Here is a 26,415-nt window from a genome sequence, read left to right as displayed (position 1 = left end):
GTTGTTGCCGTTGGCACGAACCGTTATTCTACTTGAAAAAGACGATCTTACCCCGACTATCGGCATAGACTTCAATCAACACCAGGTAAACCACAACATGAACAACAAAACGCGTACTTTAGCCGGCTTGCTGATCGCAATGGCCTTGGCGTTCGGCGGCATTGACGCGGCCCACGCCAAGCGCATGGGCGGCGGCAAATCGTTCGGCAGTAAACCCAGTTACAGCACGCCGTACCAGCGTCCCACACCCAGCGCGCCGACCAGCCAACCTATCCGCTCGCCGGCTCAGCAACAAGCCGCCGCGCAAAATCAGGCCGCCCGGCAAAACTGGGCCGGACGTGGTGGCCTGATGGGTATGCTGGGCGGATTGGCGTTGGGCGGCTTGCTCGGTTCGATGTTCTTCGGAGGCGCCTTCGAGGGTCTCAATTTGATGGATATCGCGCTATTCGCCGGCTTCGCCTTCCTCCTGTACCGGCTGTTCGCCGCCAAATCCGCGCGCCAGCCCGCCGTTGAAGGCGCGCATGCCCGCGAAGCTTACCCGCCCCAAGCAGATCCGGCGGACTACCGACAACCCGCGCAAAGCACGGCCGGTTTCAACACCGATTTATTATTCGGCAAGGGCAAGGCAGTCGGTAGCGCTCCGGCGCCGCAAGCCTTCGACGCCGGCAACCTGCCGGCCGGTTTCGACGCGAAAGTCTTTCTGAACGGCGCGCAAAACGTCTATCGACATTTGCAAGCGGCCTGGGACAACCGGGATCTGGCGGAAATCCGCAGCCTCACTACCGATAAAGTGTTCGCCGAGATACAGGAGCAGCTGCGCGCTTCCGGCGAAACCCACAGCACCGAAGTGCTGGCGCTGACCGCTGAATTACTGGATGTCCGGGAAGTCGGTAGCGAACTGGAAGCCTCGGTGCTATTCGATGCCACGATCCGCGAAAACGGCGGTCAAGCGAACCCCGTAAGGGAAGCCTGGCATTTTACCAAACCGAAATTCAGTAATGAGCCGCGCTGGTATCTGGACGGTATCCAGCAAATCGAGAATTGAGCATGGCGGCCGACAGTCGCGAGATTCGGCGGCGCTACGACCGGCTGGCGCCGTGGTTCGACGGCCTGGAGAGCGTCCTGGAAGGGCTTTTCTTCCGCCGCTGGCGCAAGCGACTTTGGGCCGAGGTCCAAGGGCAGCACATACTCGAAGTGGGCGTCGGTACCGGCAAGAATTTTCCGTTTTACCCGGCCGACGCTCGCGTGACCGCGATAGACTTCAGCCCCAACATGTTGACGATCGCCCAACGTAAGCGCGAACGCAAGGGCCTGAGCGCGGAACTGGCGTTGATGGACGTGCAGGCTCTGGATTACGCCGATAACTGTTTCGATACCGTGATCGCCAGCTTCGTGTTCTGCTCGGTACCGCGTCCGCGCAAGGGCTTGAAGGAACTTTACCGAGTCTGCAAGCCCGGCGGTCAAGTGCTGCTTTTGGAACACGTATTAAGCGCGAACCGGATCATGGCAGCACTGATGCGGCTGTGCAATCCATTAACCGTCCGTCTGTTCGGTGCCAACATCAACCGAGAGACCGTCAAAAACGTCCAATCCTGCCCCTTCCGGCATATCTACGTCGATCCGGCCAGCGGCGACATGATCAAACTGATCCGCGCGGTCAAGTAGTCCAACGGCATCCCGGTTTTACCATTTGCGCCCCCCGGTCTAAAATGGCCGGACGCTAACGCAATCGGCTTTGGGTTTATGCCACTTTCACATATCATCGCGCGAGCGCGCCTCTTACTGCTGTTGGCGGTCACCGCCGAACCGACCCATGGCGAGGAAGCGATTTCGGAGCTTAAATCGCTGTCTCTCCAGGCGCTAAGCAGCAGTACCGTGGCGATCGCCGCCAAGCGCAGCCAGGCGGTCGGCGAAACACCCTCCGCGGTATTCGTGGTCAATCAGGAAGAAATCCGCCGTTCGGGTTTGCAGTCTATCCCGGAGATTCTCCGCCGAGTGCCCGGCCTGGAAGTCGCCCGAGTGGACGGAAATCATTGGGCTATCACCAGTCGCGGTTTCAACGGACTTTACGCCAATAAATTGTTGGTGATGGTGGACGGCCGCACCGTCTACGATCCTCTCAACTCCGGCGTGTTTTGGAACGAACAGGATTATCCGCTCGAGGATATCGACCGTATCGAGGTGATTCGCGGACCCGCCGCTACAATGTGGGGTTCAAATGCCGTTAACGGCGTGATCAATATCGTCACTCGCTCCGCGCAGGAGACCCAAGGCACGCTGGTCAGTACCGGCACGAGCCAGGAAGAACCCGGCTTCGTCAGTGTCCGCTACGGCGGAAAACTCGACAACGACTTGCATTATCGCGTATACGGCAAATACAACCACCGCGACCGTTTGCATCTGAACGGCGGCGATCTGGCTTACGACGCATTGGACATCGGCCGTGCCGGTTTTCGTAGCGATTGGAGTTTGGACGCTCGCCATAGCTTGATCGCCCAAGGCGACTATTACAACGGTAACACCGACCAGACTCTAAGCAATCCGCTGGACGGTATGAGCATCTCGGCCGATCCCGGTAAATCCTACGGCGGCAACTTACTGCTTCGCTGGCAGCAGGCGCTGGCCGACGACGCTCGCCTGCAAATTCGCGGCTACTTCGACCATGCCACCCGCGACCAGTCATTACTCGACTACAGCCGCGACTCCCTCGACTTGGACATGCAGCACGATTTCCCCTGGCATGACCATCTGTTGACTTGGGGCGCCGGCTATCGTTACGTCGGCGACATGCTCCAACTTAAGTCGCCGTCGTTGACGATATGCCCAACGCATCGAGACCGGCATTGGTTCAACCTGTTTGCTCAAGACGAGTGGCGCTTACTGGCGGAAGAACTGCGCCTGGTTTTGGGCGGCCGTCTTGAACATAACGATTTTAGCGGTTACCAGTTGCAACCCTCCGCCCGCCTACTTTGGCAACCGGCACCCCATCACAGTGCTTGGGCCGGCGTTTCGCGGGCCGTCCGCGTTCCGACGCGCGTCGAACATGACCTGAATACCTTTTTCTCGTTGGGACCGGGCACGACCGCCAACATTCGCGGCAACCCGAACTTAGCTGCCGAAACGGTCGTCAATTACGAGATCGGCTATCGCTTCTTTCCCAATTCGGCGTTTAGTCTGGACACCACCTTGTTCTACGGCGACTATAGCCGACTGACCACGACCGAACCGCTCGATCCCATCAACGGGAATCGGACCATAACGATCCCGCTATTGATCGACAATCAGGCTTATGGCGAAACCTACGGCTGGGAATCGGCTGTGAATTGGCGACTCGCGCAAAGTTGGCGGTTGCAAGCCAGCTACAGCTTGTTCGGCATGGCGCTGCACAAGCGTCCGGCCAGTTTGGATAGCGCCGCAGAAGCCGCCGAGACCGCTAGCCCCTCCAACCGCTTCAACATCAGCTCGTACTTGAACCTGCCCCATCAACTGGAATTGGACCTACACTGGTACTACACCGGCCGCTTGCGCAGCCAAATTGACGGATACCACCGCTTCGACGCGAGACTGGGCTGGCAGCCTAATTTACATCTCGAACTAGCACTCGGCGCCCAGAACCTGCTGGACAACCGGCACTTAGAGTTCGCACCCAGCCCGGACAATGCCCTGGTTGCCAGCGAAATCGAACGCAATTTTTATCTTAAAGCCACGGTGCGCTACTAAATGCCGGCGAAGCAACGCTTCCGCATCCGCAAGCCCGGACTTCCGGGTCCCGCCAAGGGGCCGCGACGCGGCTGGCTGCTGGGCTGGCTGCTTTCCGGCATCGTTTGCGCCACCGAGCAACACCAGTTTAGCGAACACGAACTAAAAGCCGCGTTCTTATACAACTTCGCGTATTTCGCCAGCTGGCCCGATGACGACATCCATGCGAACTTCAACATTTGCAGCTATTCCGCCTCGCCGGTGACGCCGGTGTTGGCCCGATTGGTTGACGGCGAACGATTGCACAACCGTCCGTTCCGGCTAATTGTCGACCCGGGTTCCGATCGACTGAGCGAATGCCAGATTTTGTTCATTCCGCTGCAACAGGAGCGCATAACGGCCGCCGCGCTGGAACAAATCAAGCCATACCCGGTGTTGACGGTTAGCGACATACCGGATTTCGAACAACGCGGCGGCATGATTCGACTCGCTAGCGAAGGTCGGCGGATAGTACCCGTGATCCAACTGCGCAATGTCTCGAACGGCAACCTGCGGATCAGTTCCAAGTTGTTGCGCAGCTCCCATCTGGTCGAGTAGGCGGCATTATGTTCAGCGGCACGCCATCCATCAGACAAAAAATTCTAGCGATGGCGCTTGCCACTGCCTTGCTGACCGGAATCCTGTCCTTGTCGTTTTTTTTGGTTACCGATTTTCATCAGCAGCGACAAACCCTGCTGGAGCAAAGCAAATTACTCTCGCGCATCCTAGCCAGTAACGTGGCCGCCGCCGTGATTTACCACGATCCGGCCACCGCGACCGAGGTATTGGCCGCGCTGAAGGAAAAGTCCGACGTGATCTCGGCCCACGTATTCACACCGGACCGCCAGGTTTTCGCGGAATATCGCAGCCGCTTAAGCCAACACATGGCGTTATTGGCTGAAATCGACCAAGGGATTTCAGCGGGTTCCCACACCGTCGACACGCTATCCAGCGACGACGCGACCTACCGCTTTAACGACGATTGTCTGGCCGTCGTCGTACCGATTCGACTGGACAGCCGATGGGTCGGGTTCATCGACCTGCATCTGTCGCTGGCGGAAACTTCGGAACATTTCAGACGCACGGTCCACGAAGCCGTTTCCGGCTTAGCGATCGCCATTCTATTTTCGGTATTACTAGCCCGCTGGCTGGGGCGGCGGGTCAGCCGTCCATTGCAACGTCTGACCCGTAGCATCGAACAAGTCAGCCGCAATCATAGTTTCAACACGCGCCTAAATACCGACAGCCGCGACGAAACCGGCGTTTTAATCCACAGTTTCAACAACATGCTAGACCGACTCGAACAACAGGAACACAACAAGAATGCCCTGATCGTCAAACTATCTCACGCCAAATGGGAAGCCGAGCGCGCCAGCCGCGCCAAATCCGAGTTTTTGTCGAGGATGAGCCACGAACTACGCACACCGCTGCACGCCATTATCGGTTTCGGCCAATTACTGGAATCGGACCCCGAACACCCGCTAAGCGAGGAGCAACACGACTCGGTGCGGCATATCCTGAATTCCGGAAATCACTTGCTGGCGCTGATCAGCGAGTTGCTGGACCTCGCTACCGTGGAAAGCGGCAAACTGAATCTGGTACCCGGACCGATCGATTGCCGATCGCTGGTCGAGGAAACCGTCCGACTTGTCACCCCGCAAGTTCATCAAGCGGGACTGCAAATCGGCCTCAGCGGCGGCGAAGCGCTACCGCCGGCGAGCGCCGATCGTTTGCGTTTGAAACAGTGCTTGTTGAATTTGCTGTCGAATGCCGTGAAATACAACCGCGCCGACGGCACGATCCAGGTGTCGATCTTCATGGCCGACACCAAAGTCGCAATCGCCGTCGAAGATAGCGGCCGCGGCATCGCCGCCGAGAATATGCCCCTGCTGTTTCAACCCTTCACCCGTTTTCATTTGGAACAGGAAACCATCGAAGGCACCGGGATCGGTCTTTTGATCACCAAACACATGGTGGAGTTGATGACCGGCGAATTATTGGTCGAAAGTAGGCCCGGCGTGGGCAGTCGCTTCACGATTTTACTGCCGGTCGCCTCCACCAACGCCGACCAGTCGGAGCCAGGGGTTTATACCGGATACGGCGTGACCCCTGAGTCCAGTCAAGGGTAGGCCGGGAACTTCCCTTCACCGGTAACCGTAAGGGCACAAGGCCGGCCCCCTGGCTCGCGGGTTCCGGCCGAGCTCGGTGCTAACGCACGGAATTGATGGTGCGTTCCATTTCCTCGCGGCTGAGATGGCGGACATCCTTGCCCTTGACCATGTAAATCACATGTTCGCAGACGTTGCAAGAATGGTCGCCGATCCGCTCCAGGGCGCGGGCGGTCCACAGCATATCCAACGCGCGGGTGATATTGCGCGGATCTTCCATCATCTGGGTGATCAGCTGGCGGGTGATGCTGTTGTATTCGCGGTCGACCTTGGCGTCTTGCGCGGTGATCGCGATGACTTCCTCGACGTCGTTGCGGGCGTAGGCATCCAGCGCGCCGTTCAGCATACCCTTGACCAGATTCAGCAAATGCTCGATTTCGTAGTATTTGTCCTGGTAGTAGTCGGTGCCTTCCAGACGCATCACCATCCGCGCGATCCGGGTAGCTTCGTCGCCGATCCGCTCCAGGTCGGTAATGATCTTGATCGTCGCGATCAGCATCCGTAAATCGTAGGCGGCGGGCTGGCGGCGCGCCATGATATCGGTGCATTCGTGGTCGATTTCCTTTTCCAGCGTATCGACCTGATGATCCTGCAACACCACCTGATCGGCGCTTTCCATGTCGTAACTCATGAAGGCCTTGGTGGCGAGATCGACTTGCTCTTCCACCAACCCGCCCATCATCATCACTTTGTTACGCAGCTCCTCCATTTCCTGGTTGAACTGCTGGGAGATGTGTTGTTTGATTTTGCTGTTATCCATGTTTACCTCCTAGCCGTACCTGCCGGTAATGTAATCTTCGGTTTGTTTCTTAGCCGGGTTGGTAAACAACTCGCTGGTTTCACCGAATTCGATCAGTTCGCCCATGTACATGAACGCGGTGTAGTCCGATACCCGCGCCGCCTGTTGCATGTTATGGGTCACTATGACGATGGTGTACTGTTCCTTCAATTCGTTGATCAGTTCCTCGATTTTCAGGGTCGAAATCGGGTCCAAGGCCGAAGCGGGTTCGTCGAGCAGAATCACCTCCGGTTCGATCGCGATGGCTCTGGCGATCACCAAGCGCTGCTGTTGGCCGCCGGACATGCCCAAGGCATTGTCGTTCAAGCGGTTTTTTACCTCGTCCCACAGCGCCGCGCCGCGTAGCGATTTCTCGACCACTTCATCGAGAACCCGTCGGTCGTTGATGCCTTGGATGCGCAAGCCATAAGCGACGTTTTCGTAAATGGTCTTCGGAAAGGGGTTGGGTTTTTGAAACACCATGCCGACCCGGCGCCGCAAGGCCGCGACATTGACCGATTTGTCGTAGACGTCGTCGCCGTCCAGCAATATTTTGCCGCGGATGCTGACACCGTCAACCAGATCGTTCATCCGGTTGATGCAACGCAACAGGGTCGATTTGCCGCAACCGCTGGGACCGATATAGGCCGTGACCTTCTTGCGCGGCATTTCCATGTTGATGCTGTGCAAGGCTTGTTTTTGGCCGTAAAACAATTCCAGATTTTCAACTTTGATGCAGGTTTCGATTTTGCCGGCATCGGGCTTCTCTTCTCGATTCAGCGCATTAATGTCAATGCCGTGAGTGCGTTTTTGTAGTGTCGTCATGTTATCGGGTCCGAACATCGGGATATCGATGGCTGTTAGTTTTCGAGGGCGCGGTATTTTTCCCGCAAGTTATTGCGTATCGCGATCGCGGTCATGTTCAGACCGACGATGACCATCACCAGCAGCAGCGATGTCGCGTATACCAGCGGCCGGGCCGCCTCGACGTTGGGGCTTTGAAAACCGACGTCGTAGATATGGAAACCCAAATGCATGAACTTGCGGTCCAAGTGCAGATAGGGAAAATTGCCGTCCAGCGGCAAGGTCGGCGCCAGCTTGACGACACCGACCAGCATCAGCGGCGCCACTTCGCCGGCGGCACGAGCCACGGCCAAGATCAAACCGGTCATGATGGCCGGGCTCGCCATCGGCAGCACCGTGCGCCACAAGGTTTCGGCCTTGGTCGCGCCGAGCGCCAGACTGCCTTCGCGGATGGATTTGGGTATCCGCGACAAACCTTCCTCGGTGGCGACGATAACCACCGGCAGGGTCATTAACGCCAAGGTCAATGCCGCCCAGAGCAGACCCGGCGTACCGAACACCGGCGCGGGCGCCGCCTCCGGATAAAACAGCCGGTCGATATTGCCGCCGATGATATAAACGAAAAAGCCCAAACCGAACACGCCATACACAATGGACGGCACCCCGGCCAAATTGTTCACCGCGATGCGGATCACCCGGGTGATGAAACCTTGCTTGGCATATTCGCGCAAATAAACCGCCGCAATCACGCCGAATGGCGTCACGACCACCGCCATCAGCAAAACCATCAGCACCGTACCGAAAATGGCCGGGAATATGCCGCCCTCGGTGTTGGCTTCGCGCGGCTCTTCCTTGATGAAGTCGATAAAGCGCGCTACGTATTCGATCGATTTGTCGAAGGTGCTCATCGCATTGGGCCGCGTCAGTTTGACGACCCGATGCAACGGTAGATTGACTTCTCTTCCGCCGGCTTCAGCGACGACCAGATTGACGCGTTTGATCTCCCGGTTGAGCTGTGCGAGTTGTTGTTGAATTTGCTGATATTGCACCTGATAGGCCTGCTTTTGGGCGGCGAATTCGCGCTCGGTGTCGGCGCTCCAGGTACCTTCCAACTCCAGCTTGCGTTGCCGCAAGCGCAGGCGCTCCAGATTGTAATTAATCGCGCCGATGTCCTTGTTTTGCAAACGGTCGATCTGTTCATGCAAGGCCAGCGCGTCATTCAGTTTTTGCTGGGCTACCGACCAAGCGGATCCGCCTTGCGCCAGGACGTTGCCGTCCTCCTTGACCGCGACCAGTCGGCCGTAAAAATTACCCCACTCGCGGCGCTCGATGCACGCCAGATCGTCCGGATGCGCTATTCCGGTAATGTATTGCTGCAATATCCAACGGAAATCGCTACCTAATATATCCCGATTCCCGGTCTTGACCAGATGCTGTTCCAAGTATTCGGCATTGTTCAAGACTTCGTGACCGGCGGCCCTGGCTTGCGCGGTCGGCAGCAATGCGGTGGCGACCTGCTCGCCGACGATAACGCTGTCCAAGCCTTGCTGATCGCGGTAGTGATATTCGACGATGTCGGCCGGCCAAAAATGCCCCAGGCCGCGCACCGCAATCAACAATAGCAAACCGATCACCAGAACCAGGTTGATACTGACCGCGCCGGCGGTAAACCAAATCCACGGCGTGCCGCTTTTGAACCATTCTTTCATCATAATGAACTGTATTTTTGTCTCAGATTCTGCCGAATCATTTCAGCCAAGGTGTTGACCACGAAGGTAAACATGAACAAGACCAGCGCGGCCAAAAACAAAACCCGATAGTGGGTGCTGTTGACTTCCGACTCGGGCATTTCCACCGCGATATTCGCGGACAAGGTCCGCAGGCCCTGGAAAATACTCAGGTCCATCACCGGCGTGTTGCCGGTCGCCATCAACACGATCATCGTCTCGCCGACCGCCCGGCCGAAGCCGATCATGATCGCCGAAAAAATACCGGGGCTGGCCGTCAGTAACACCACCTTGGTCAAGGTTTGCCAGGGCGTCGCTCCCAAGGCCAGCGATCCGGTGGTCAAGTGCTTGGGAACGCTGAAAATCGCATCCTCGGCGATCGAAAAAATCATAGGAATGACCGCGAATCCCATCGCCAGACCAACAACCAATGTATTGCGTTGATCGTAAGCGATGCCGAATTCCTCGCGCATCCAGGTACGCAGATCACCGTTAAAGCATAAGGCTTCGATACCGGGACTGACTTGAAAGGCCAGCCACGCGGCAAAAACCACGACCGGGATTAATATAATGGCGTCCCAGCCGTCCGGAATTTTTTGCCGTTTTTGCTCTGGGAGGAACTGCCAAGCGTAGGCAAACAGCATTACCGCCAACGGCACGATCATCAGTAGTGCGAAGATTCCCGCCAGATTCGCTTCGACGAACGGCGCCAACCACAAACCTGCCAGGAAACCCAATATCACGGTCGGCAACGCCCCCATGATTTCGATGCCCGGCTTGACGTACTGACGAATCCCCGAAGACATGAAGTAGCCGGTGTAAATCGCGCCGAACAAGGCCAGCGGAATGCCGACCAACATCGCGTAAAACGACGCCTTCAATGTGCCGAACACCAGCGGCGTCAAACTCATTTTCGGTTCGAAGTCGTTGCTGGCGGACGAGGATTGCCAAATATAATCCGGCTTGGAATAGCTCTCGTACCAAATCTTCCGCCACAACGATTTCATCGAAATTTCCGGATGTTCGTTGGTCAGCTTCCAGGCCTTGAGGTTGCCGTCGGCGTCCTCGGCCAGCACATGGTCGGCTTTCGGCGACAACGACATGGCCATCGGCGCGCCGGGCATTACCGGCTGTTTGATCAGTTCGCGCTCGGCGGTGGAATTAAACACGCCCAGCATACCGCTGTTATCGACCACCAGCATGCCGCGCCGGCGCTGCTCAGGATTGATTTTGACGATGGGGCTGTCGGCGAGCTTGAAACTGCGCAATTTTTGCAAGCTAACGTAATTCTGCTCGTTGCGTACCATCGACCACTGCGCCAATTCGCCCTTGGAATCGCCGACCAGCAGCGAATTTTCGCCATTCAAAAACTCGACGTCGGTAATTTGCCGGCCGTTATCGACCAGGTTCATTTTGTGCTTGACGGCCAAGGCCGACGATTCGCCAACATCGACCACCGTCAGGCTCTGTTTGGAGAGCAGATAAAGGTTGTGCTGTTCCTTATCCAACAACATGAATTCGACATCGTCGCCCGGTACATCCAGCGTTGCATCGCTTCTATCCAACGTGGCTTCGTCGTCGAACATCGACTCTTTCTTGCTGAGCCTAACCAGAATCAAACGATGATCGGCGGTCTTGGCAACCAGCAGGCTATGCTCATCGCCGATCGCGACCGTCAATTGCAGCAAGGACTGACCGGAGTTGTCTATCGTCAACGGCTGCTCGCCGAGCGGGTAACTGATATTCGGCGTCACCACCCGCTTGCCGTCGGGGTAACTTAATTTGTACTCGTGCTTCATAATTACCGCGCGACCGTCGGACAGACCGTAGCCGACGACGCCGCTGTCCGGGCTGCCGTGGCTAAAACTGGCAATCTTGGCGGCGTCGGCGCCAAGCAACGCCTGGGCTTTCACTGTCTGTCCGTCCGCGACCCGAAAAAATACCGCATTACCGGTATCGGTAAAGCGCACGGCCAATTCGTTTTGCTCTTCGGTGGCCAGGAAACGAGTCTTGCCCAAGGCCGACTCCGGCACCGGATAACCGCCGGCCGGCTGCAGTGTCGCCGGCAACAGCAACGGAAACACCACATACAGCAAATAGAAGAAAATCAGGACGACGGCGACGATGATGCTCAGACCACCCGCCACCACGCCGCGCGCGACGATTTTGTCTTTTAACAGCCGCCAACGCTGATGACGTTCGCTCGAGGCGCTCTGCAGCAACGTAGGTTTCGCCGGAATCGATTGGACTTCAGTCATAACAAGGCATGTGTAGTTAACTTGGGTTGCGCCGCTCGGAAACGACGCGGCGCCAACAAAAAAGCCGATAACCTTTAGGGATTATCGGCTTGAGCATTATACAAGATCAACGCCCGTAGAAAGGGGGAGTGGGGAATAGGCATTGATGCAAGTCGCCGTTCCTTGGTTGCATCCCTGCAACGAAATCCATGTATCGTCCATCCCTGAAACTTAGATTACTGTACCAAGGACAGGGCTTTTTCGACCGCTTTGGCCGGCAGCGGAATATAGCCGTCCTTAATCACGACTTGCTGACCGGCTTTGGACAGCACCATCTTGAAGAACTCTTTTTCCAACGGCGCCAACGGCTCGTTGGGTTTTTTGTTGACATAAATGTATAGGAAGCGCGACAACGGATAAGCACCGGAGGTGGCGTTTTCGGGAGACGCTTCGACGAAGGCTTCGCCGTCCTTGCGGGCCAGCGGCACGGCTTTTACGCCGGAAGTCGAATAGCCGATACCGGAATAACCGATGCCGTTATTCGACGTGGTCACCGATTGCACGACCGAAGCCGAGCCGGGTTGTTCGTTGACGTTACTTTTGAAATCGCCCTTGCACAGCGCTTCATCCTTGAAGAAGCCGTAGGTGCCGGAAACCGAGTTGCGGCCGTATAACTGGATCGGCTTGCTCGCCCAGCCGCCGGTCAGGCCGGCTTGTCCCCAGGTGCCGATGTCGTTCGCATAGCCGCATTTTCGGGTGGACGACATGATGGCGTCGACCTGCGGAATGCTCAAACCCTTGATCGGGTTGTCCTTGTTGACGAATACCGCCAACGCATCGATCGCGACCGGGATAGCGGTTGGTTTATAACCGTATTTGCTTTCGAAATCGTCGATTTCGTTGTCTTTCATCTTCCGGCTCATAGGACCTAGATTCGCGGTTCCCTCGGTCAACGCCGGCGGCGCGGTCGACGAGCCGGCGGCTTGAATTTGAATATTGACGTTAGGGTAAATCTTGCCGAATTCTTCCGCCCACAGTGTCATCAGGTTGGCTAGGGTATCGGAGCCGACACTGGAAATGTTACCGGAGACGCCGCTGGCCGGCGCGTATTCGGGCAGAGCGGGATCTAAGGTGGCAGGCGCGGCGGCCGCGACTCCAGTCAGCGTTGCCGATACGAACCCGAATCCTAATGCCAGTGACTTCAGCGCGAAAGTATTTTTCATAAATGATCTCGAAAAGGTTTGTTTTAAAACTTGCAAACAGTTTGCCAAGCAAGCGTGACAATAGTATGAAGCGAATATGACAGTTTTGTGACAATTGCCGGCGAATTGTAGGCCTAGCCGGCCGCCGGCGTCATTCGCGCCTAACCGCGCTATCGGCTACGGCGCGGCGTAGAGTCAAAAACCGATAGCCGAAATCGACGGCGGGGTCGTCGTCGACTTCCTCGGATTCGACCTCAAGCCAAGCCTCGGCATCGATTTCCGGAAAAAACGTGTCGCCGGCGAAATCCCGGTCTATGCAGGTCAAATACAAGCAGTCGGCCCGGTCCAGCAAGGCCCGGTAAAGTTCGGCGCCGCCGATCACGAATACCTCGTCATTGTCCCGGCAATGCGCCAGCGCCGCGTCGATGCCGGTAAAGACCAGACAACCCTCGGCCCGGTAATCGCTCGCGCGGCTGACCACCAGATTTTCCCGACCCGGCAGCGGCCGGCCGATCGCCTGATGGGTTTTACGCCCCATTAAAACCGGTTTGCCCAGCGTGATGCGTTTGAAGCGCCGCAAGTCGGCCGACAAATGCCAGGGCATACGGCCGTCCAAGCCGATCGCCCGATTGGACGACATCGCGACGATCAGTGAAATTTTCATGGAGTGGGTTAAGATGGCTAGCCTTGTTCAAACCGAAGATGATACTAGACATCAGCCCATGAAGAAAAACATACTGGTGGTATTTACCGGCGGCACGATAGGCTCCAAATCGGAGGCGGGCACGATAGACACCTCGGCCGACGCCGGCTTCGCGTTGTTGCAACGCTACCGGCAAAGCCACCCGGACATTGCCGAAACCGTGACGTTTTCCAGTATGCAGCCGTTTGGCATACTATCGGAAAATCTACACCCCAGCCATTGGCGATCCATGGTCTCCGCGATAGAAGCCCTGGATCTGGCGAGTTTCGCCGGCATCATCGTTACCCACGGCACCGACACCCTGGCGTTTTCCGCCGCGATGCTGGCGCTGTACTTCAACCGTTTGCCGATACCGCTGGTACTGGTCTCCAGCGATAAACCGCTTGCCGATCCGCGGGCTAACGGGCTGGATAATTTCAGTTGCGCGGTTTCTTATATCCGCGACATCGGCACGGCCGGCGTGTTTGCGGCGTATCGCAATCCGGGCGGTGCGATGCACTTGCATCTGGCCAGTCGCCTAGCCTCCTGTCTGCCGCTAGGTAGCGATTTCATCAGCGCTCAATCCCGGCCCTACGCGACCTATTCATTCGACGGTTTCGAATTCCATCATCCGCTGTCGCCACGTAGCCCGTACGCGCTAAAACCTGACTTCTCGAAAAAATTGCTGGTGATCCGCCCCTATCCCGGCTTGAATTACCGCGACTTCCGTCTGGATGGCTGCGATGCAGTGCTGCACGACCTGTACCACTCCGGCACCGCCTGCGTATCGGCCGAGGCTGGCGCCGAATACACCCTTATCGAGTTCGCCGCCACGTGCCGGCAGCGCGGCATTCCGCTGTATCTGGCCCCGGCGCTGTATTCGGACGACGCTTACGCCTCGACCCGCGCATTGCTTTCGGCCGGCGCCGAAATGATTTGGAATATATCGCTGGAAGCGGCTTACGCCAAACTCATACTGGCGCTCGCCAATTTCGACTCGCCCCAGGCCATCTCCGCGTTTTTGAGCGCCGACGTCGCCTGGGAACATCTGAGTTAAGGCCAGCCCGTCTTCCCGACAATTAACGTGCGAAAAACTTCGCCAGAGCTTCGGCTCGTCCCGCCGACACCGTTTGCGCATGCGGACGACTTTCGATCAGCGCGATGTAAGCGGCAACGTCGGGCAAATGCTCCGCCACTAAATCGACGCCGTAAATCTTCTGCGTCACGAACCCCACCAATTGCAAGTGCGGCCAGGCGATCACGTCGGCCAACGTGAAGTGCTCGCCCAGCGCGTAAGGGCTCCGGGGCATGATGCGGTTCAGACCTTTCAAACCGTTTTCCACCTTGGTTTTTACCTCGTCCTTAACCTCCTGGGACACGGCGGTGCCGAACAACACTTCGCCGTAGAGGCGGCGAGCGATCAGTTCGACGTTCAATTCGATATGTTGAATGAATTCGCGGCATTTCGCGCGTTGGTAAGGATCGGCCGGATACAGAGGATACTCGGGGAAGGCGTCTTCCAAATACTCGAGTATGGCTTGAGATTCCGACAAATAACCGTCGGCGGTCTTAATGAACGGGATTTTGCCGAGCGGTGAGCGCTTCAATACCGTTTCGTCCTGACTAGGCCGCACCAATTCTTCATTGAACGGCAGGTTTTTCTCTAAAAGCGCGAATTTGACCTTGTTGTAATAATTGCTGATCGCAAAACCGTACAGAGTAATCATGCTGTTGTCTCCCTTGGTTGAAAAACGACCGACCCAAACAGACCGGTCAGTCTATTGAAATAATACAGACCGGTCGGTATAGTTGCAACATCGTTTTTCTCTCGCCGCCATGACCCGCAATCTGCAAGAACATATCCTGAATGTCGCCTCGGAGCTGTTTTACAGCCAGGGCATAAAAACCACCGGTGTCGATGCCGTCGTCAAAGCGGCCGGCACCACCAAAATGAGTTTGTACAAATATTATCCGTCGAAAGACGATCTGGTGTTGGCGCATTTGCGCAAGAGCCGGGCCAAACTTCAGGCTTACATCCAAGAATATTTGTTCAAGGCCGGTACCGATCCGGGGCGACAACTGCTGGCGGTTTTCGATGCTTTCGGGGATTTGCAGGCCAACCCGGCGTTTCGCGGCTGCCCGTTTATCAACGCCGCCGCCGAATTCGCCGACTCCGGCAGTCCGATTCAACAAACCGCCGCCGAATTTTCGGAAGGCTTTCGCGCGCTGTTATCCGATTTAGCCGCTCGGGCCGGCGTCCGAGATCCGGAGCCGTTATCCAAACAGTTGGCGATGTTGATCGCCGGCGCGATGGTCGGCGAGCAAATGCGGCGCGGCACCGAACACATGCGCTTGGCGCGCGAGGCCGCCGAAATCCTGATCGCATCGGCCCGCGATTGAGCCATTTCGCTCGCGCCTGCAACGATTACAATAAGCGCCGCCCTCGTTTCCCCGGTTTCATCAAGTGAATCTCCGCCAACTGGTTTCCCAAACCGCCATCTACGGCCTCAGCAGCATTGTCGGCCGCTTCTTGAATTATCTGTTGGTCCCGCTTTACACCTACACCTACAGCGCCGCGGAATACGGCGTGGTCTCCGAGTTTTACGCCTACGCCGGCTTCTTCGCGGTCGTGTTGGCGTTGGGCCTGGAAACCGGTTACTTTCGGTTTCGGCAAAATCCCGCTTACGCCAGCGACGCGATTTATGCTAACGCCCTTAGTTTGCTGACCTTGGCCAATACCGGATTCCTCGCCGCCGTCGCTTACTGGCGCCAGGACTTGGCAGATTGGCTGCGCTATCCGGATCATCCGGAGTATCTGGTCTGGTTTGCCGCGATTTTGGCGCTGGACGGCATCACCGCGCTACCGTTCGCCCGCCTGCGCGCCGAAAACCGCGCCTGGCGTTTCGCCGGCATCAAATTGAGCGAAATCGCGATAACCATCGCGCTGAATCTATTTTTCCTGTTGTTGTGCCCGAAACTGGCGCAACGCTGGCCGGACGCGGCATGGTTACGCTTTTACGACCCCAACGTGGGCGTGGGCTACATCTTCATCGCCAACCTGATCGCCAGCCTGGCAAAATGGCTGCTGTTGATGCCGCAATTCCGCCGGATACCGGTCAACCTGAATCCGGCGCTGCTCGGCCCCATGCTGCGCTATTCGCTACCGATGGTGGTGATCGGCTTCGCCGGCATGGTCAACGAAATGCTGGACCGGGCCATCCTGAAAATCCTGCTGCCTTACGATCTGACCACCAACCTGAAACTGCTGGGCATCTACGGCGCCTGTTACAAACTATCGATTCTGATGAGCCTATTCGTGCAGGCCTTCCGCTACGCCGGCGAGCCGTTCTTTTTTGCCTACGCCGGCCGCGCCGACGCCAAGCGCGCTTACGCGCTGGTGATGCGCTACTTCGTCATCGCCGGGGTATTTATCTTTTTGTTGGTGACGCTGTTTATCGACTTCTTCCAGTATTTTATCGGCGCGGAATATCGAGCCGGCCTAGAAGTCGTGCCCGTCCTGTTAATGGCGAATCTGTTGCTAGGTATATATGTGAATTTGGCGGTCTGGTACAAACTCGGCGACCGCACCGGCCTCGGTGCCTGGGTATCGCTGGCCGGTGCTGCGTTGACAATAGTCTTGAATCTTTATTGGATACCGCTTTGGGGCTACGTCGGCTCGGCCTGGGCCACGCTGGCCTGCTATGCCTTCATGGCGGCGGCTTCCTGGCTGCTGGGACGGCACTATTACCCGGTTCCGTATCCGTTGGCGCGGATGTTCAGTTACTTGATCCTAGGGTTGGGCTTGTACGTCGCCAATCGCTGGACCCTAAGCGAATTCCATTGGAACGCCTGGCTGAGTGGCGGCCTGGGCTTGACGATTTATCTGGCGGTCGTCGCGGCCTTCGATCTGAAACCCCTAATCCGTCGAAGCTGAGCCGTGGCAACGTAGGTTAATCGGCGGCGTTGGCGCCGCCCTGCATCGCCAACGCCGCTTGATACAGCAACTTTTTACGCTGCCCGGTGATGTCCGCCGCCAACGCGGCGGCGGTTTTCGTCGAGCACTCCTTCAACAACAAGGCCAGAATCCGCCGCTCTTCGCCGCTGATTTCGCCGGCGGTTTCCGGCGCTTGATAGCCGGCGACAATGACCACAAACTCGCCCTTGCGCATGTTGTCGTCGGTTCTGACGCGTTCGGCAACCTTATCCAAGCGATCGCCGACGATGGTCTCGTGCAATTTGGTGATTTCCCTGGCCACGACGATGGGATGTTCCGGCGGAAACACCGTCAGCATATCGGCCAGCGCATCGTCGATCCGATGGCTGGACTCGTAAAAGGCCCAGGTCGAGGCATCGCTTAATTTGGTTTCGAAAAAGCCTTTGCGGGCCGACGAGGTGCGCGGCAAAAACCCTTCGAAACTGAAGCGACTGGTCGGCAAGCCGGCGGCCGAGAGCGCGGCAATCAACGCGCAAGCGCCCGGAATGGGCACGACATCGATGTGTTTGCGTCGCGCCAGTTGAACCAAGGGTAGGCCAGGATCGCTGATCAGCGGCGTGCCGGCATCCGAGACCAGTGCCACCGACTGGCCGTCTTGAATTTTGGCGATCAAGCCCGCCGAGGCATGCTCTTCGTTGTGCTGGTGCAGCGATTGCAACGGCTTGCCGATGCCGTAGTGCTGCATCAGCAGCTTGGCGTGGCGGGTATCCTCGGCGGCGATCAAATCGACGCACTTCAAAACCTCGACGGCTCGAAAGCTGAGATCGGCCAGATTCCCTATCGGCGTGGCGACCACGTATAATTTCCCGGACATTTCCGCTGCAGGCCCTCTTGCCATGTCTGATTTTAAATTCGCCGCCATTATGCCTGCTCGCTTGGCCGCCTGCTGTGTTTTCGGGCTGTTATTGACGGCCTGCGCCGAAGAGCCGGTGAAATCCGTCAAACCTCAGACCGCGCGGACCAAGTCGGCGGCGAAACGCGGCAAGCCCAACGAACCGGCCCAAAGCTACCGAATAGCGGACAACCAGAACGGCTTGCATTTGCTCGATGCCGATACCCGCATACAGGCCGGCGACAGCGAAGCCGCGCAAAAAGCCCTGGACCGGATCAATCCCGAGCAACTGACACCCGAGCAATTCAGCAAATATAAATTGCTCGACGCGCAAATCTCGTTGAGCGCCGGCGACGCTGAACGAGCCTTGCACAAACTGGAAGGCACCCGGCCGGCGGTGTTGGCCGAAGGCGATCGAATTGCTTACTATCAGTCCCTGGCCTTCGTGCATGCCTTGCTCGGCGACGTCCTGCCCTCGGTACGCGCCCGCTTGAAGCTCGGCCAATTACTGCAAGCCCCGGAACAGCAAAGGCAGAATATCGCGGCAATCCTGGACGCATTAAGCGTACTGCCGGTGGAAACCTTGAATGCATCTGCGCCAGTGGCCGACGAACTGGGCGGCTGGATGGCGCTGGCCAAGATCCTGAAGCAGCAAGGTTCGCCGGGTGTCGATTTGAGCGGGCAAATCGCCGGCTGGCGGCAAGCCTATCCCTACCATCCGGCCAACGCCGAATATCTGCAAACCTACCTGAATGCGCCGGCGGCCGCGGCCGAACCCGCGCCGAGTGAACCCGCTACTGGCCCGGCCTCGGCGACCTCCGCCGCCGGCGCCAACCTCGCCGTGTTGTTACCCAGTGCCGGTCCTTACGCACCCGCCGCGAAAGCCATCAAGGAGGGTTTGTCGGTCGCCCACCGCTTGGCGGCCAGTGCCGCGCCGCAACCGGGATTGAAGTTTTACGACACCAGCCAAGGCGAACCGGGCGAACTGTACCGCAAGGCCATCGCCGAGGGCGCCGGCCTGGTGATCGGCCCGTTGGTTAAGGAAGACATTCAAAGCTTGGCGCTATCCGGCGAACTGGCGATACCGGTGCTGGCGTTGAACCAGGTCGACAATCTCGGCAAGGCCAACCTGTACCAATTCGGTCTGAGTCCGCAAGACGAAGCCGAGCAACTGGCGCGAAAAGCCCGCCGCGACGGCCTGCAAAACGCGGTGTTTCTGGTGCCGAATACCCCACAGGGCCAACGCGTCGGCCATTTTTTGACCTCGGCCTGGCAAGCCGGCGGCGGCAGCGTTGTAGGTCTGGAACAATACGACCCCAAGCAGCACGATTTCTCGGGATCGGTCGCCACTTTGCTGGCGCCCTCGGTCAGTATCGACGGTAAGAAACAACCCTTGGCGGTATTCGTCAGCGCAAGCCCGGAAGTCGCCCGCGAATTGGCGCCGCAGCTCAAGTACCCGCAAAGCGCCGAATTGTCGATTTACGCGATGCCCAACCTTTACAGCGGCCGGCAAAATCCGGTGCGGGACGTGGACTTGGGCGCCATCCGCTTTTGCGACATGCCATGGTTGTTCGGCGAATACTATCCCGGCCCGCTGAGCCAGTCGGCGTTGCAAAACATCTGGCAAGGTCTGCCTGACAGCCAAATCAAACTGGTGGCGCTGGGCGTGGACGCCTACAATCTGAGCGGGCAATTGAACCAGTTAGCCGGCGGCGCTTATGCCGGCGCCACCGGACGCTTGACCTTGACCGGCGAAAACCGGATCGGCCGGGCGCTGGTTTGCGCGCAATTCAAGGCCGGCGTGCCGATCGCCGACGGATTTTTGAATTGATCCGTTTCGGCAAACCCAAACCCGCCCATTTGCAAAGCGGCGCGGACGCCGAGCGCTTGGCACTGAACCATTTGCAAGGCCAAGGATTGATCTGGGTGTGCAGCAATTTCCGCTGCAAAGGCGGCGAATTGGATCTGGTAATGCGCGATGGCGAAATGCTGGTCGTCGTCGAAGTTCGCTACCGCAAATCCGAACAATACGGCGGAGCCCTGGCCAGTATCACGCCGCAAAAGCAGGCCCGCATCATCGCCGCCACTCAGCACTATGTCATAATCCACAAGCTAAACCACCTATCGGTTCGCTTCGATGTAGTGGCCGTCTCCGGCGACAAGCATCTCCATTGGATCAAAAACGCATTTCAAACCTAACATGAGCTTACAAGACCGCATCATCAGTCACTTCTCCGACAGCATCCAAACCAAGCAAGATTCGATGGCCAGTTTGTGCGAGTTGATCGAATTCGCCTCGCAGAAAATTGTCGAGGCCTTGGTCAACGACCGGAAGGTATTAACCTGCGGCAACGGCGGCTCGGCCGGCGACGCCCAACATTTCTCGTCGGAAATGCTGAACCGCTTCGAGCGCGAACGGCCGGCCTTACCGGCGATTGCGTTGAGCACCGATACCTCAACCATCACCTCGATCGCCAACGACTACCACTACGACGAAATCTTCGCCAAACAACTCCGCGCGCTGGGACAGGCCGGCGACATCTTGTTGGTTTATACCAGTAGTGGCAATTCCGGCAATATCGTCAAGGCCGTGAAAGTCGCGCACGACCGCGACATGACCGTGATCGCGCTGAGCGGCAAGGATGGCGGAATATTGGCCGGCGCATTGAACGAAGCCGATATCGAAATCCGCGTGCCGTCCTATTCCACGGCCCGGATTCAGGAAGTCCACTTGTTGATTTCGCATTGTTTGTGCGATTTGATCGACCACCAATTATTTGGCGGCTAACCTAAGCGATCGAGCAAGAGTTTGACGGAACGCGGCCGGCGCGCGCCGGCCGCTGGCGGCCTTAAGAGCTAGCGGCCGGAGATAAACTTGACATCGCGCTTGCCGACCCCGCGATATAGCTGGCGCGGCCGGCCGATCTTCAGCTCCGGATCCGAAATCATTTCGTCCCACTGCGCGATCCAACCCACCGAACGGGCCAGCGCAAAAATCGCGGTAAACATCTCGGTCGGGATGCCCAGCGCCCGCAACACGATACCCGAGTAGAAATCGACATTGGGGTAAAGTTTTTTCTCGACGAAATACGGATCTTCCAGCGCGATGCGTTCCAATTCCATCGCCAGCTTGAACAGGCGATCGTCGTTTAAATTCAATTCGTCCAACACTTCGTGGCAGGTTTGCCGCATCAGTTTGGCGCGCGGGTCGTAATTTTTGTAGACCCGATGCCCAAACCCCATCAAGCGGAACGAGTCGTTTTTGTCCTTGGCCCGCGCCACGTATTCGCCAATTCGGGAGACATCGCCGATCTGCTCCAACATGTTCAACACCGCTTCATTGGCGCCGCCATGCGCCGCGCCCCACAAGCAAGCGATGCCCGCCGCGACGCAGGCATAGGGGTTCGCCCCACTGGAACCCGCCAGACGCACCGTCGAGGTCGATGCGTTTTGTTCGTGATCGGCGTGCAGGATCAGGATGCGATCCAGCGCGCGGGTGAGCACCGGATTGGCGATGTAATCGTCGTACGGATCGCCGTGCATCATCCGCATGAAGTTTTCGGCGTAACCCAAGCGGCGCTTGGGATATATGAAGGGTAGGCCGATGCTGTACTTGTAACACATCGCCACGATGGTCGGCATTTTCGCGATCAGCCGGATTGCCGACATGTAACGATCCTCACGACTGTTGATGTCCATGACGTCATGATAGAAAGCCGACAGCGCGCCGACCACGCCAACCAGCACCGCCATCGGGTGGGCATCGCGGCGAAAACCGTTGTAGAACTTGGTCAATTGTTCGTGCACCATCACGTGTTGACTGACCGTCGTGACGAAATTCTTCATTTCCGCGCCGTTGGGCAAATCGCCGTTCAGCAATAGGTAGCAAACCTCCAAAAAGTCGCATTTTTCAGCCAATTGCTCGATCGGATAGCCGCGATACAGCAAGACGCCCTCGTCGCCGTCGATGAAAGTGATCTTGGACGTACAACTGGCCGTGGAGGTAAAACCAGGGTCGTAAGTAAAATGGCCGGTCTGCGCGTACAGCGAGCGAATGTCGATCACCGAAGGCCCCAAGGTACCGGGCATCACCGGCAATTCGTAGTGCTGGTCCTGATCGTCCCGTTTTATCGTCACTTTTCTGTCAGTCATCGGGGAATTCTCCTGAAAGCTTGCGTTTAATGGCGGTGATGCAGCTATTCTATTGCAAACAGCAAATAAACACAGCCGAAAATCGGGATTGTTCACGAATTGACTATTTACTGATAACCGATAGTTGCGGACGAATCCATGCAAAAATCCGGCCGGTATTTCTCCAGTCAGCGCTGGACTCGCTAGCCGAGGAAGGCCGATAATCCGTGATCCGCAAAACCGGCCTTCGCCCCGCCACCAAAACACCATGTCCAGCTCAACCACTTCCAACCCATTAGACCTCGCTTGCTTTCCAAGCAACTACGTCGAAGCGCGCCAGGGCTGGCTAGCGGCGGCGGCGGAACTAAGCTTGCATTGCGAGAGTTTGGATTTTCCCTGTCCCGGCCAGGGACCGGACGGCGTTGCGTTATGCTCGGACAGCGTCTGGATAGGGCCAACCTATGCCGAACAAGTGGCGGTGGTTCTGGCCGGCACCCATGGCATCGAAGGCTATGCCGGTTCGGCGGTACAAACCGATTGGTTGCACCGTTTGAGTGCACAACCCTCGCTGCTGCCCAACGGTGTCGCATTAGTGCTGGTGCATGCATTAACGCCGTGGGGTTATGCCTGGTCGCGTCGCTGCGATGCCGACGGCGTCGATTTGAACCGCAATGCAATCGATTTCTCCCTACCGCCACCCGACAACCCGCATTACCGCGAACTGCGGCCGATCTTGTTCGAAGCCGATGCCGGCCGCCGCCAACAAGCGTTCGCCGAATTCGCCGCCCGCCACGGTCGAACCGCGCTGGAAATCGCGATCAGCGGCGGGCAATACCTCGATCCGCTCGGGCCTTTTTACGGCGGCCGCGCGCCGGCTCACGGCCGTAAGGTATGCGAAGCGTTGATTTCTCGCTATCAACTCAATCGGCGCCGGCTGGCGGTCGTCGACATCCACACAGGACTAGGAGCCTACGGTTACGGAGAAATCATCTGCGACCACGCGCCGAACAGCATCGGCTCGACGCTTGCAAAAACTTGGTACGGCGACGCGGTGACCTTACCGGCGGCCGGCACCTCGAGTTCGGTACCGAAATGGGGTTTGCTGGATTATTTGTGGCACGCGGCAATCGGCGATGCCGGTTGCTACGTCACGCTGGAGTTCGGCACCTACGCCACCGATGCACTGTTCGATGTCTTGCTGCAAGATCATTTGCTTTGGGCGCAAACCGGCAACGACGCGGCCCGCCTGATCCACCGCGACGCGATGCGCCGGCATTTCTGTCCCGAGGACCCGGTCTGGCGCGAACAGGTACTGTTTCGCGCCCGTCAGGTCATCGGCCAGGCGCTAGCGGGGTTGGCGCGATGACGACCGCGATACGCCCGGCGCTGCCGACCGATCTGGAAGCGTTAGTCGCGCTGGAAAACGCCAGTTTCGCCACCGACAAACTCAGTCGGCGCAGCTTCCGGCATTGGCTGGCTAACGAGCATCGCGCCCTGCTGGTCGGCGAATTCGAACATCGGGTGGCGGGCTACATTTTGATCATTTACCATCCCGGCACCCGTCTGGCGCGGATTTATTCGCTGGCCGTAGCACCGGATTTGCGCGGCCACGGCATCGCCAAGGCCTTGATGACCGCCGGCGAACAAGCCGCTCGCGACGACGGCAGGCTTTATCTGCGCCTGGAAGTCAGCGTCGATAACGCGGCGGCGATCAAGCTCTACGAAGCGCTGGGCTACCAGCGTTTCGGGGTCTATCGCGATTATTATCAGGATCACAAGGACGCGCTGCGCTATCAAAAACGCATCCGCCGTTACCGCGACAAACCGCAGCACCGCTCGGTGCACTGGCTCAGACAAACCACGCCGTTTACCTGCGGGCCGGCCGCGCTGATGATGGCGATGCACGCCTTGAACCGAACCTACCAGCCGTCGGCCGACGAAGAAATCAATCTTTGGCGCGAGGCCACCACAGTCTTCATGACCTCCGGCCACGGCGGCTGCCACCCGCTCGGTTTGGCGCTGGCGGCGGGCCGGCGCGGTTTTCACGTGGAAACCTGGATCAACCAAACCTCGACCTTGTTCATCGACAGCGTACGCAGCGACGAGAAAAAACGCGTCATCGAACTCACCGATCAATATTTCAAACGCGAAGCCGAGCGTCGGCAAATACCGGTACATTACGCCAGCATCAGCCAGGCCGATCTAATCGCCGCGTTCGAGACCGGTGCAATTCCCTTGATTCTGATCAGCACCTATGCGATGGACCGTAAGAAAGCCCCGCATTGGGTCGTCATGAGCGGCTACGACAACGATTGCTTGTACATGCACGACTCCGACCCCGACGACGGCCGGCAAAGCGACCTGGATTGCCAGTTCATCCCGATCGCCCGCGAGGATTTCGAGCGGATGTGCTGTTTCGGCAAATCCAGGCTGCGGACGGCGGTGATTTTGAAACCCGACTCCGCTCTCGCTCACAAAGCCCAATAAACGTGAGCCGCGCCGAAACCGGCATCGATAAACGCCGCCAGTTTCGACAAATTTCGAGCTGCATTTTCAATTGGCCCAAGCGCCGGTCTTGCGTGCTTTTTAGGGCGAAGCTCCCTCTCGCGGACAGGCGTGTCGAGCCGTAAGGAGTTAAATCAAGGCGAACCGCCTCTGTGCGTTTGCCGCCCAGTTAACCCTCCGACCGAGTACGCGAATCAATGACGTTGTTTCCGACAACCGACCAAATACTCGCTCAGACTGACCGTCAAGCTGCTGTCTCGATCCATATCCGCGAAGCGGCGCAATACTTCGCCATCACTGTTGCCCAATGCGGTCACGGCGAACTCCTCGCTGCTTAACGCACCGCTGGCATCGGCATCGGCCAAATTGAAAACTTCGGTTTCCAAGGTCAGCGCCTTCCCGGTCTTGCCGACGACGAATTCGCTAAGCGAAATGTCGGCGCTATCATCCGCATCCAGTTCGTCGAAACGAGTGTCGGTCAAACCGGCGATATAGGTCTGGTACTCAGCCAAGGTCAAGTCGTCGGCGGTGTCGGTATTGGCAGCCTCGAACTCGGCGGTCCGTAGCGCGGTTTGCGACGATTTGGCGTAAGCCGGCGCACTGCCGACCAACGCGATCAAGAGACTGGAAATCAGCCATGCTCTAGTCATGATTAAAACTCCTGGTTTTCGTTGGAATGTGGCGACGGCAACGCCGTCGCCGGTAGCCGGCCAAACCGAATAGAGGGAAGTTGCGACTTGACCGGCCAACGAAATACTAGAAGACATCGCCTTCGACGGGGCCACCGAAAAGGTAAAAGCAGGTAAAACTTTGTTAACCGCCGTTCCAACGCCAAAGTCGCGGCAGGCTCGAACCCAAAACTTGGTTCCCATCCATTGTAAGCGAGGATTGCAACGAAATTACTTGCGTGAACAGCCACTCCGACCACACTTGCACGACATTCAGCGATACCATCGCTGCTTCGGGCCGTTTCTTCGCGATTGGCTAGCGCACCGTCCAGGCTAGAACGATTGCGTTAAGGACAGTGGAAAATGCCTAAGGGCGCTGTAGATATGGGGCCGAGACGGTTTGATATCCCTTCGCGGCGCCAGGAAGTCAGTTCAAGTGCTTAAGAAGTCAATTAAAAACGAGTGGCAACGCCGACGATCTATTTTTACCGTAACTCACGGCATTCAGCTCCCCTTGTAATCGTGAAAGACAAACCATCGGTGCCAAGCATTTAAAAAGTTAGCGCCAGCCATCTCCTCCAGTTTGTAACCCCGGTACCACGGCCGATGGCGAGGGATGAAAAATGCTGATTTCCCTGCGCGTCCGCAGCCGCTATACCTGCGCGTACACTCCGCCGGGGAAATCATCTGCGAAGACCAAAGCACGCCGATAGCATCCGCCACCAGATGCGGGCGACCTTCAGCATTCCGTTTGCGTTCTAAAATCCAGCTGGTAATAGCTTAGCAGGGCTAGTTTAAATTGATCTCAACAAAGACAATTCCGGAACAACGCTGAAGTTTTCAAATGCCCTGAACCGTTTCGAGCCAGGGAAGCGGCGTGATCCACGTTGTCAGGCAACCGCCGGCTTTATACTTGAGACTATCGATGACAATTGACAATCACGAGGGA

Annotated in this window: 23 protein-coding genes; 13 read left to right on the top strand and 10 right to left on the bottom strand. The window is 57.5% G+C overall.

Annotated features, from left to right (window positions below):
- Positions 1–97: 97 nt before the first annotated feature.
- The 5 genes from BJL95_RS19210 (at position 98) to BJL95_RS19190 (ending at position 5,867) form a co-directional block, all read left to right on the top strand.
- Entirely contained in the window at positions 98–1,045 is a 948-nt protein-coding gene (locus BJL95_RS19210) for a Tim44 domain-containing protein (RefSeq protein ID WP_071160353.1), read from the top strand.
- Positions 1,046–1,047: 2 nt separating this feature from the next.
- Positions 1,048–1,665, top strand: a complete 618-nt coding sequence (locus tag BJL95_RS19205) for a class I SAM-dependent methyltransferase (RefSeq protein WP_064025334.1) — start codon at positions 1,048–1,050, stop codon at positions 1,663–1,665.
- A gap of 78 nt (positions 1,666–1,743) precedes the next feature.
- Entirely contained in the window at positions 1,744–3,720 is a 1,977-nt protein-coding gene (locus tag BJL95_RS19200) for a TonB-dependent siderophore receptor (RefSeq protein WP_071160250.1), read from the top strand.
- Positions 3,721–4,296, top strand: a complete 576-nt coding sequence (locus tag BJL95_RS19195) for a YfiR family protein (RefSeq protein ID WP_071160248.1) — start codon at positions 3,721–3,723, stop codon at positions 4,294–4,296. It abuts the gene before it with no gap.
- Positions 4,297–4,304: 8 nt separating this feature from the next.
- The gene (locus BJL95_RS19190) at positions 4,305–5,867 is read left to right on the top strand and encodes a HAMP domain-containing histidine kinase (RefSeq protein ID WP_071160246.1); all 1,563 of its coding nucleotides are present in this window, start codon (positions 4,305–4,307) and stop codon (positions 5,865–5,867) included.
- A gap of 79 nt (positions 5,868–5,946) precedes the next feature.
- On the opposite strand, the gene phoU is transcribed toward BJL95_RS19190, so the two are convergent.
- The 6 genes from phoU to BJL95_RS19160 all read right to left on the bottom strand — a co-directional run bounded on the left by phoU (position 5,947) and on the right by BJL95_RS19160 (position 13,318).
- A complete protein-coding gene (phoU, locus tag BJL95_RS19185; RefSeq protein ID WP_064025342.1) occupies positions 5,947–6,666 on the bottom strand; it encodes a phosphate signaling complex protein PhoU in 720 nt (239 codons plus the stop codon).
- A 9-nt stretch (positions 6,667–6,675) separates the two neighbouring features.
- Positions 6,676–7,509 (bottom strand): phosphate ABC transporter ATP-binding protein PstB, encoded by an 834-nt coding sequence (gene pstB, locus BJL95_RS19180; protein ID WP_064025385.1) that lies wholly within the window; start codon positions 7,507–7,509, stop codon positions 6,676–6,678.
- 35 nt (positions 7,510–7,544) lie between these two features.
- Positions 7,545–9,200, bottom strand: a complete 1,656-nt coding sequence (gene pstA, locus BJL95_RS19175) for a phosphate ABC transporter permease PstA (RefSeq protein WP_064025344.1) — start codon at positions 9,198–9,200, stop codon at positions 7,545–7,547.
- Complete coding sequence (locus BJL95_RS19170; protein WP_071160244.1) at positions 9,197–11,473, bottom strand: ABC transporter permease subunit; 2,277 nt, start codon at positions 11,471–11,473, stop codon at positions 9,197–9,199. The genes pstA and BJL95_RS19170 overlap by 4 nt, the downstream gene beginning before the upstream one ends.
- A 215-nt stretch (positions 11,474–11,688) precedes the next feature.
- Positions 11,689–12,675 carry a PstS family phosphate ABC transporter substrate-binding protein gene (locus BJL95_RS19165; protein WP_064025348.1) on the bottom strand — a complete coding sequence of 329 codons (987 nt, stop codon included), beginning with the start codon at positions 12,673–12,675 and terminating at the stop codon, positions 11,689–11,691.
- A 130-nt stretch (positions 12,676–12,805) separates the two neighbouring features.
- On the bottom strand, positions 12,806–13,318 hold the full coding sequence (locus tag BJL95_RS19160; protein ID WP_071160242.1) for a dihydrofolate reductase: 513 nt from the start codon (positions 13,316–13,318) through the stop codon (positions 12,806–12,808).
- A 58-nt stretch (positions 13,319–13,376) separates the two neighbouring features.
- Here BJL95_RS19160 and BJL95_RS19155 point away from each other — a divergent pair, with 58 nt between their 5' ends.
- On the top strand, positions 13,377–14,393 hold the full coding sequence (locus BJL95_RS19155) for an asparaginase (RefSeq protein WP_071160240.1): 1,017 nt from the start codon (positions 13,377–13,379) through the stop codon (positions 14,391–14,393).
- A gap of 22 nt (positions 14,394–14,415) precedes the next feature.
- Here BJL95_RS19155 and BJL95_RS19150 read toward each other — a convergent pair whose 3' ends face one another.
- Entirely contained in the window at positions 14,416–15,063 is a 648-nt protein-coding gene (locus BJL95_RS19150) for a glutathione S-transferase family protein (RefSeq protein ID WP_071160238.1), read from the bottom strand.
- 109 nt (positions 15,064–15,172) lie between these two features.
- On the opposite strand from BJL95_RS19150, the gene BJL95_RS19145 reads away from it, so the two are divergent.
- On the top strand, positions 15,173–15,736 hold the full coding sequence (locus BJL95_RS19145) for a TetR/AcrR family transcriptional regulator (protein WP_071160235.1): 564 nt from the start codon (positions 15,173–15,175) through the stop codon (positions 15,734–15,736).
- Positions 15,737–15,800: 64 nt separating this feature from the next.
- Complete coding sequence (locus BJL95_RS19140; protein ID WP_071160233.1) at positions 15,801–17,270, top strand: oligosaccharide flippase family protein; 1,470 nt, start codon at positions 15,801–15,803, stop codon at positions 17,268–17,270.
- 16 nt (positions 17,271–17,286) lie between these two features.
- Here the strand turns inward: BJL95_RS19140 and rsmI are convergent, their stop codons facing one another.
- Positions 17,287–18,144: a 16S rRNA (cytidine(1402)-2'-O)-methyltransferase gene (gene rsmI, locus BJL95_RS19135; protein WP_071160231.1), complete on the bottom strand. Its 858-nt coding sequence runs from the start codon at positions 18,142–18,144 to the stop codon at positions 17,287–17,289.
- A gap of 22 nt (positions 18,145–18,166) precedes the next feature.
- Between rsmI and BJL95_RS19130 the strand changes: the two genes are divergently transcribed.
- The 3 genes from BJL95_RS19130 to BJL95_RS19120 are packed head-to-tail and all read left to right on the top strand — an operon-like array spanning position 18,167 to position 20,950.
- Positions 18,167–19,993, top strand: coding sequence for a penicillin-binding protein activator (locus tag BJL95_RS19130; RefSeq protein ID WP_071160229.1), 1,827 nt, complete (start codon positions 18,167–18,169; stop codon positions 19,991–19,993).
- Complete coding sequence (locus BJL95_RS19125; RefSeq protein ID WP_082885355.1) at positions 19,993–20,361, top strand: YraN family protein; 369 nt, start codon at positions 19,993–19,995, stop codon at positions 20,359–20,361. Before BJL95_RS19130 ends, BJL95_RS19125 begins: the two co-directional genes overlap by 1 nt.
- 1 nt (position 20,362) lies before the next feature.
- Positions 20,363–20,950 carry a phosphoheptose isomerase gene (locus BJL95_RS19120; protein WP_071160227.1) on the top strand — a complete coding sequence of 196 codons (588 nt, stop codon included), beginning with the start codon at positions 20,363–20,365 and terminating at the stop codon, positions 20,948–20,950.
- Positions 20,951–21,018: 68 nt separating this feature from the next.
- Here BJL95_RS19120 and gltA read toward each other — a convergent pair whose 3' ends face one another.
- On the bottom strand, positions 21,019–22,314 hold the full coding sequence (gene gltA / locus BJL95_RS19115) for a citrate synthase (RefSeq protein ID WP_064025365.1): 1,296 nt from the start codon (positions 22,312–22,314) through the stop codon (positions 21,019–21,021).
- Between the two features lie 247 nt (positions 22,315–22,561).
- Between gltA and BJL95_RS19110 the strand changes: the two genes are divergently transcribed.
- Both BJL95_RS19110 and BJL95_RS19105 read left to right on the top strand, forming a co-directional pair.
- On the top strand, positions 22,562–23,659 hold the full coding sequence (locus BJL95_RS19110) for a DUF2817 domain-containing protein (RefSeq protein WP_071160225.1): 1,098 nt from the start codon (positions 22,562–22,564) through the stop codon (positions 23,657–23,659).
- Complete coding sequence (locus BJL95_RS19105) at positions 23,656–24,780, top strand: GNAT family N-acetyltransferase/peptidase C39 family protein (RefSeq protein WP_071160223.1); 1,125 nt, start codon at positions 23,656–23,658, stop codon at positions 24,778–24,780. The genes BJL95_RS19110 and BJL95_RS19105 overlap by 4 nt, the downstream gene beginning before the upstream one ends.
- Positions 24,781–24,992: 212 nt before the next feature.
- Here BJL95_RS19105 and BJL95_RS19100 read toward each other — a convergent pair whose 3' ends face one another.
- Complete coding sequence (locus tag BJL95_RS19100; RefSeq protein WP_139306335.1) at positions 24,993–25,448, bottom strand: hypothetical protein; 456 nt, start codon at positions 25,446–25,448, stop codon at positions 24,993–24,995.
- Between the last annotated feature and the right edge of the window lie 967 nt (positions 25,449–26,415).

Source organism: Methylomonas sp. LWB, assembly GCF_001856095.1.
Classification (GTDB): Bacteria; Pseudomonadota; Gammaproteobacteria; order Methylococcales; family Methylomonadaceae; genus Methylomonas; species Methylomonas koyamae_A.
This window is presented reverse-complemented; position numbering and strand designations above follow the sequence as displayed.

What these genes read in the sequence shown, in the direction of transcription:
- BJL95_RS19210 (WP_071160353.1), top strand. Translation starts at nt 98, where the DNA reads ATGAACAACAAAACGCGTACTTTAGCCGGCTTGCTGATCGCAATGGCC.
- BJL95_RS19205 (WP_064025334.1), top strand. Translation starts at nt 1,048, where the DNA reads ATGGCGGCCGACAGTCGCGAGATTCGGCGGCGCTACGACCGGCTGGCG.
- BJL95_RS19200 (WP_071160250.1), top strand. Translation starts at nt 1,744, where the DNA reads ATGCCACTTTCACATATCATCGCGCGAGCGCGCCTCTTACTGCTGTTG.
- BJL95_RS19195 (WP_071160248.1), top strand. Translation starts at nt 3,721, where the DNA reads ATGCCGGCGAAGCAACGCTTCCGCATCCGCAAGCCCGGACTTCCGGGT.
- BJL95_RS19190 (WP_071160246.1), top strand. Translation starts at nt 4,305, where the DNA reads ATGTTCAGCGGCACGCCATCCATCAGACAAAAAATTCTAGCGATGGCG.
- phoU (WP_064025342.1), bottom strand. Translation starts at nt 6,666, where the DNA reads ATGGATAACAGCAAAATCAAACAACACATCTCCCAGCAGTTCAACCAG.
- pstB (WP_064025385.1), bottom strand. Translation starts at nt 7,509, where the DNA reads ATGACGACACTACAAAAACGCACTCACGGCATTGACATTAATGCGCTG.
- pstA (WP_064025344.1), bottom strand. Translation starts at nt 9,200, where the DNA reads ATGATGAAAGAATGGTTCAAAAGCGGCACGCCGTGGATTTGGTTTACC.
- BJL95_RS19170 (WP_071160244.1), bottom strand. Translation starts at nt 11,473, where the DNA reads ATGACTGAAGTCCAATCGATTCCGGCGAAACCTACGTTGCTGCAGAGC.
- BJL95_RS19165 (WP_064025348.1), bottom strand. Translation starts at nt 12,675, where the DNA reads ATGAAAAATACTTTCGCGCTGAAGTCACTGGCATTAGGATTCGGGTTC.
- BJL95_RS19160 (WP_071160242.1), bottom strand. Translation starts at nt 13,318, where the DNA reads ATGAAAATTTCACTGATCGTCGCGATGTCGTCCAATCGGGCGATCGGC.
- BJL95_RS19155 (WP_071160240.1), top strand. Translation starts at nt 13,377, where the DNA reads ATGAAGAAAAACATACTGGTGGTATTTACCGGCGGCACGATAGGCTCC.
- BJL95_RS19150 (WP_071160238.1), bottom strand. Translation starts at nt 15,063, where the DNA reads ATGATTACTCTGTACGGTTTTGCGATCAGCAATTATTACAACAAGGTC.
- BJL95_RS19145 (WP_071160235.1), top strand. Translation starts at nt 15,173, where the DNA reads ATGACCCGCAATCTGCAAGAACATATCCTGAATGTCGCCTCGGAGCTG.
- rsmI (WP_071160231.1), bottom strand. Translation starts at nt 18,144, where the DNA reads ATGTCCGGGAAATTATACGTGGTCGCCACGCCGATAGGGAATCTGGCC.
- BJL95_RS19130 (WP_071160229.1), top strand. Translation starts at nt 18,167, where the DNA reads ATGTCTGATTTTAAATTCGCCGCCATTATGCCTGCTCGCTTGGCCGCC.
- BJL95_RS19120 (WP_071160227.1), top strand. Translation starts at nt 20,363, where the DNA reads ATGAGCTTACAAGACCGCATCATCAGTCACTTCTCCGACAGCATCCAA.
- gltA (WP_064025365.1), bottom strand. Translation starts at nt 22,314, where the DNA reads ATGACTGACAGAAAAGTGACGATAAAACGGGACGATCAGGACCAGCAC.
- BJL95_RS19110 (WP_071160225.1), top strand. Translation starts at nt 22,562, where the DNA reads ATGTCCAGCTCAACCACTTCCAACCCATTAGACCTCGCTTGCTTTCCA.
- BJL95_RS19105 (WP_071160223.1), top strand. Translation starts at nt 23,656, where the DNA reads ATGACGACCGCGATACGCCCGGCGCTGCCGACCGATCTGGAAGCGTTA.
- BJL95_RS19100 (WP_139306335.1), bottom strand. Translation starts at nt 25,448, where the DNA reads ATGACTAGAGCATGGCTGATTTCCAGTCTCTTGATCGCGTTGGTCGGC.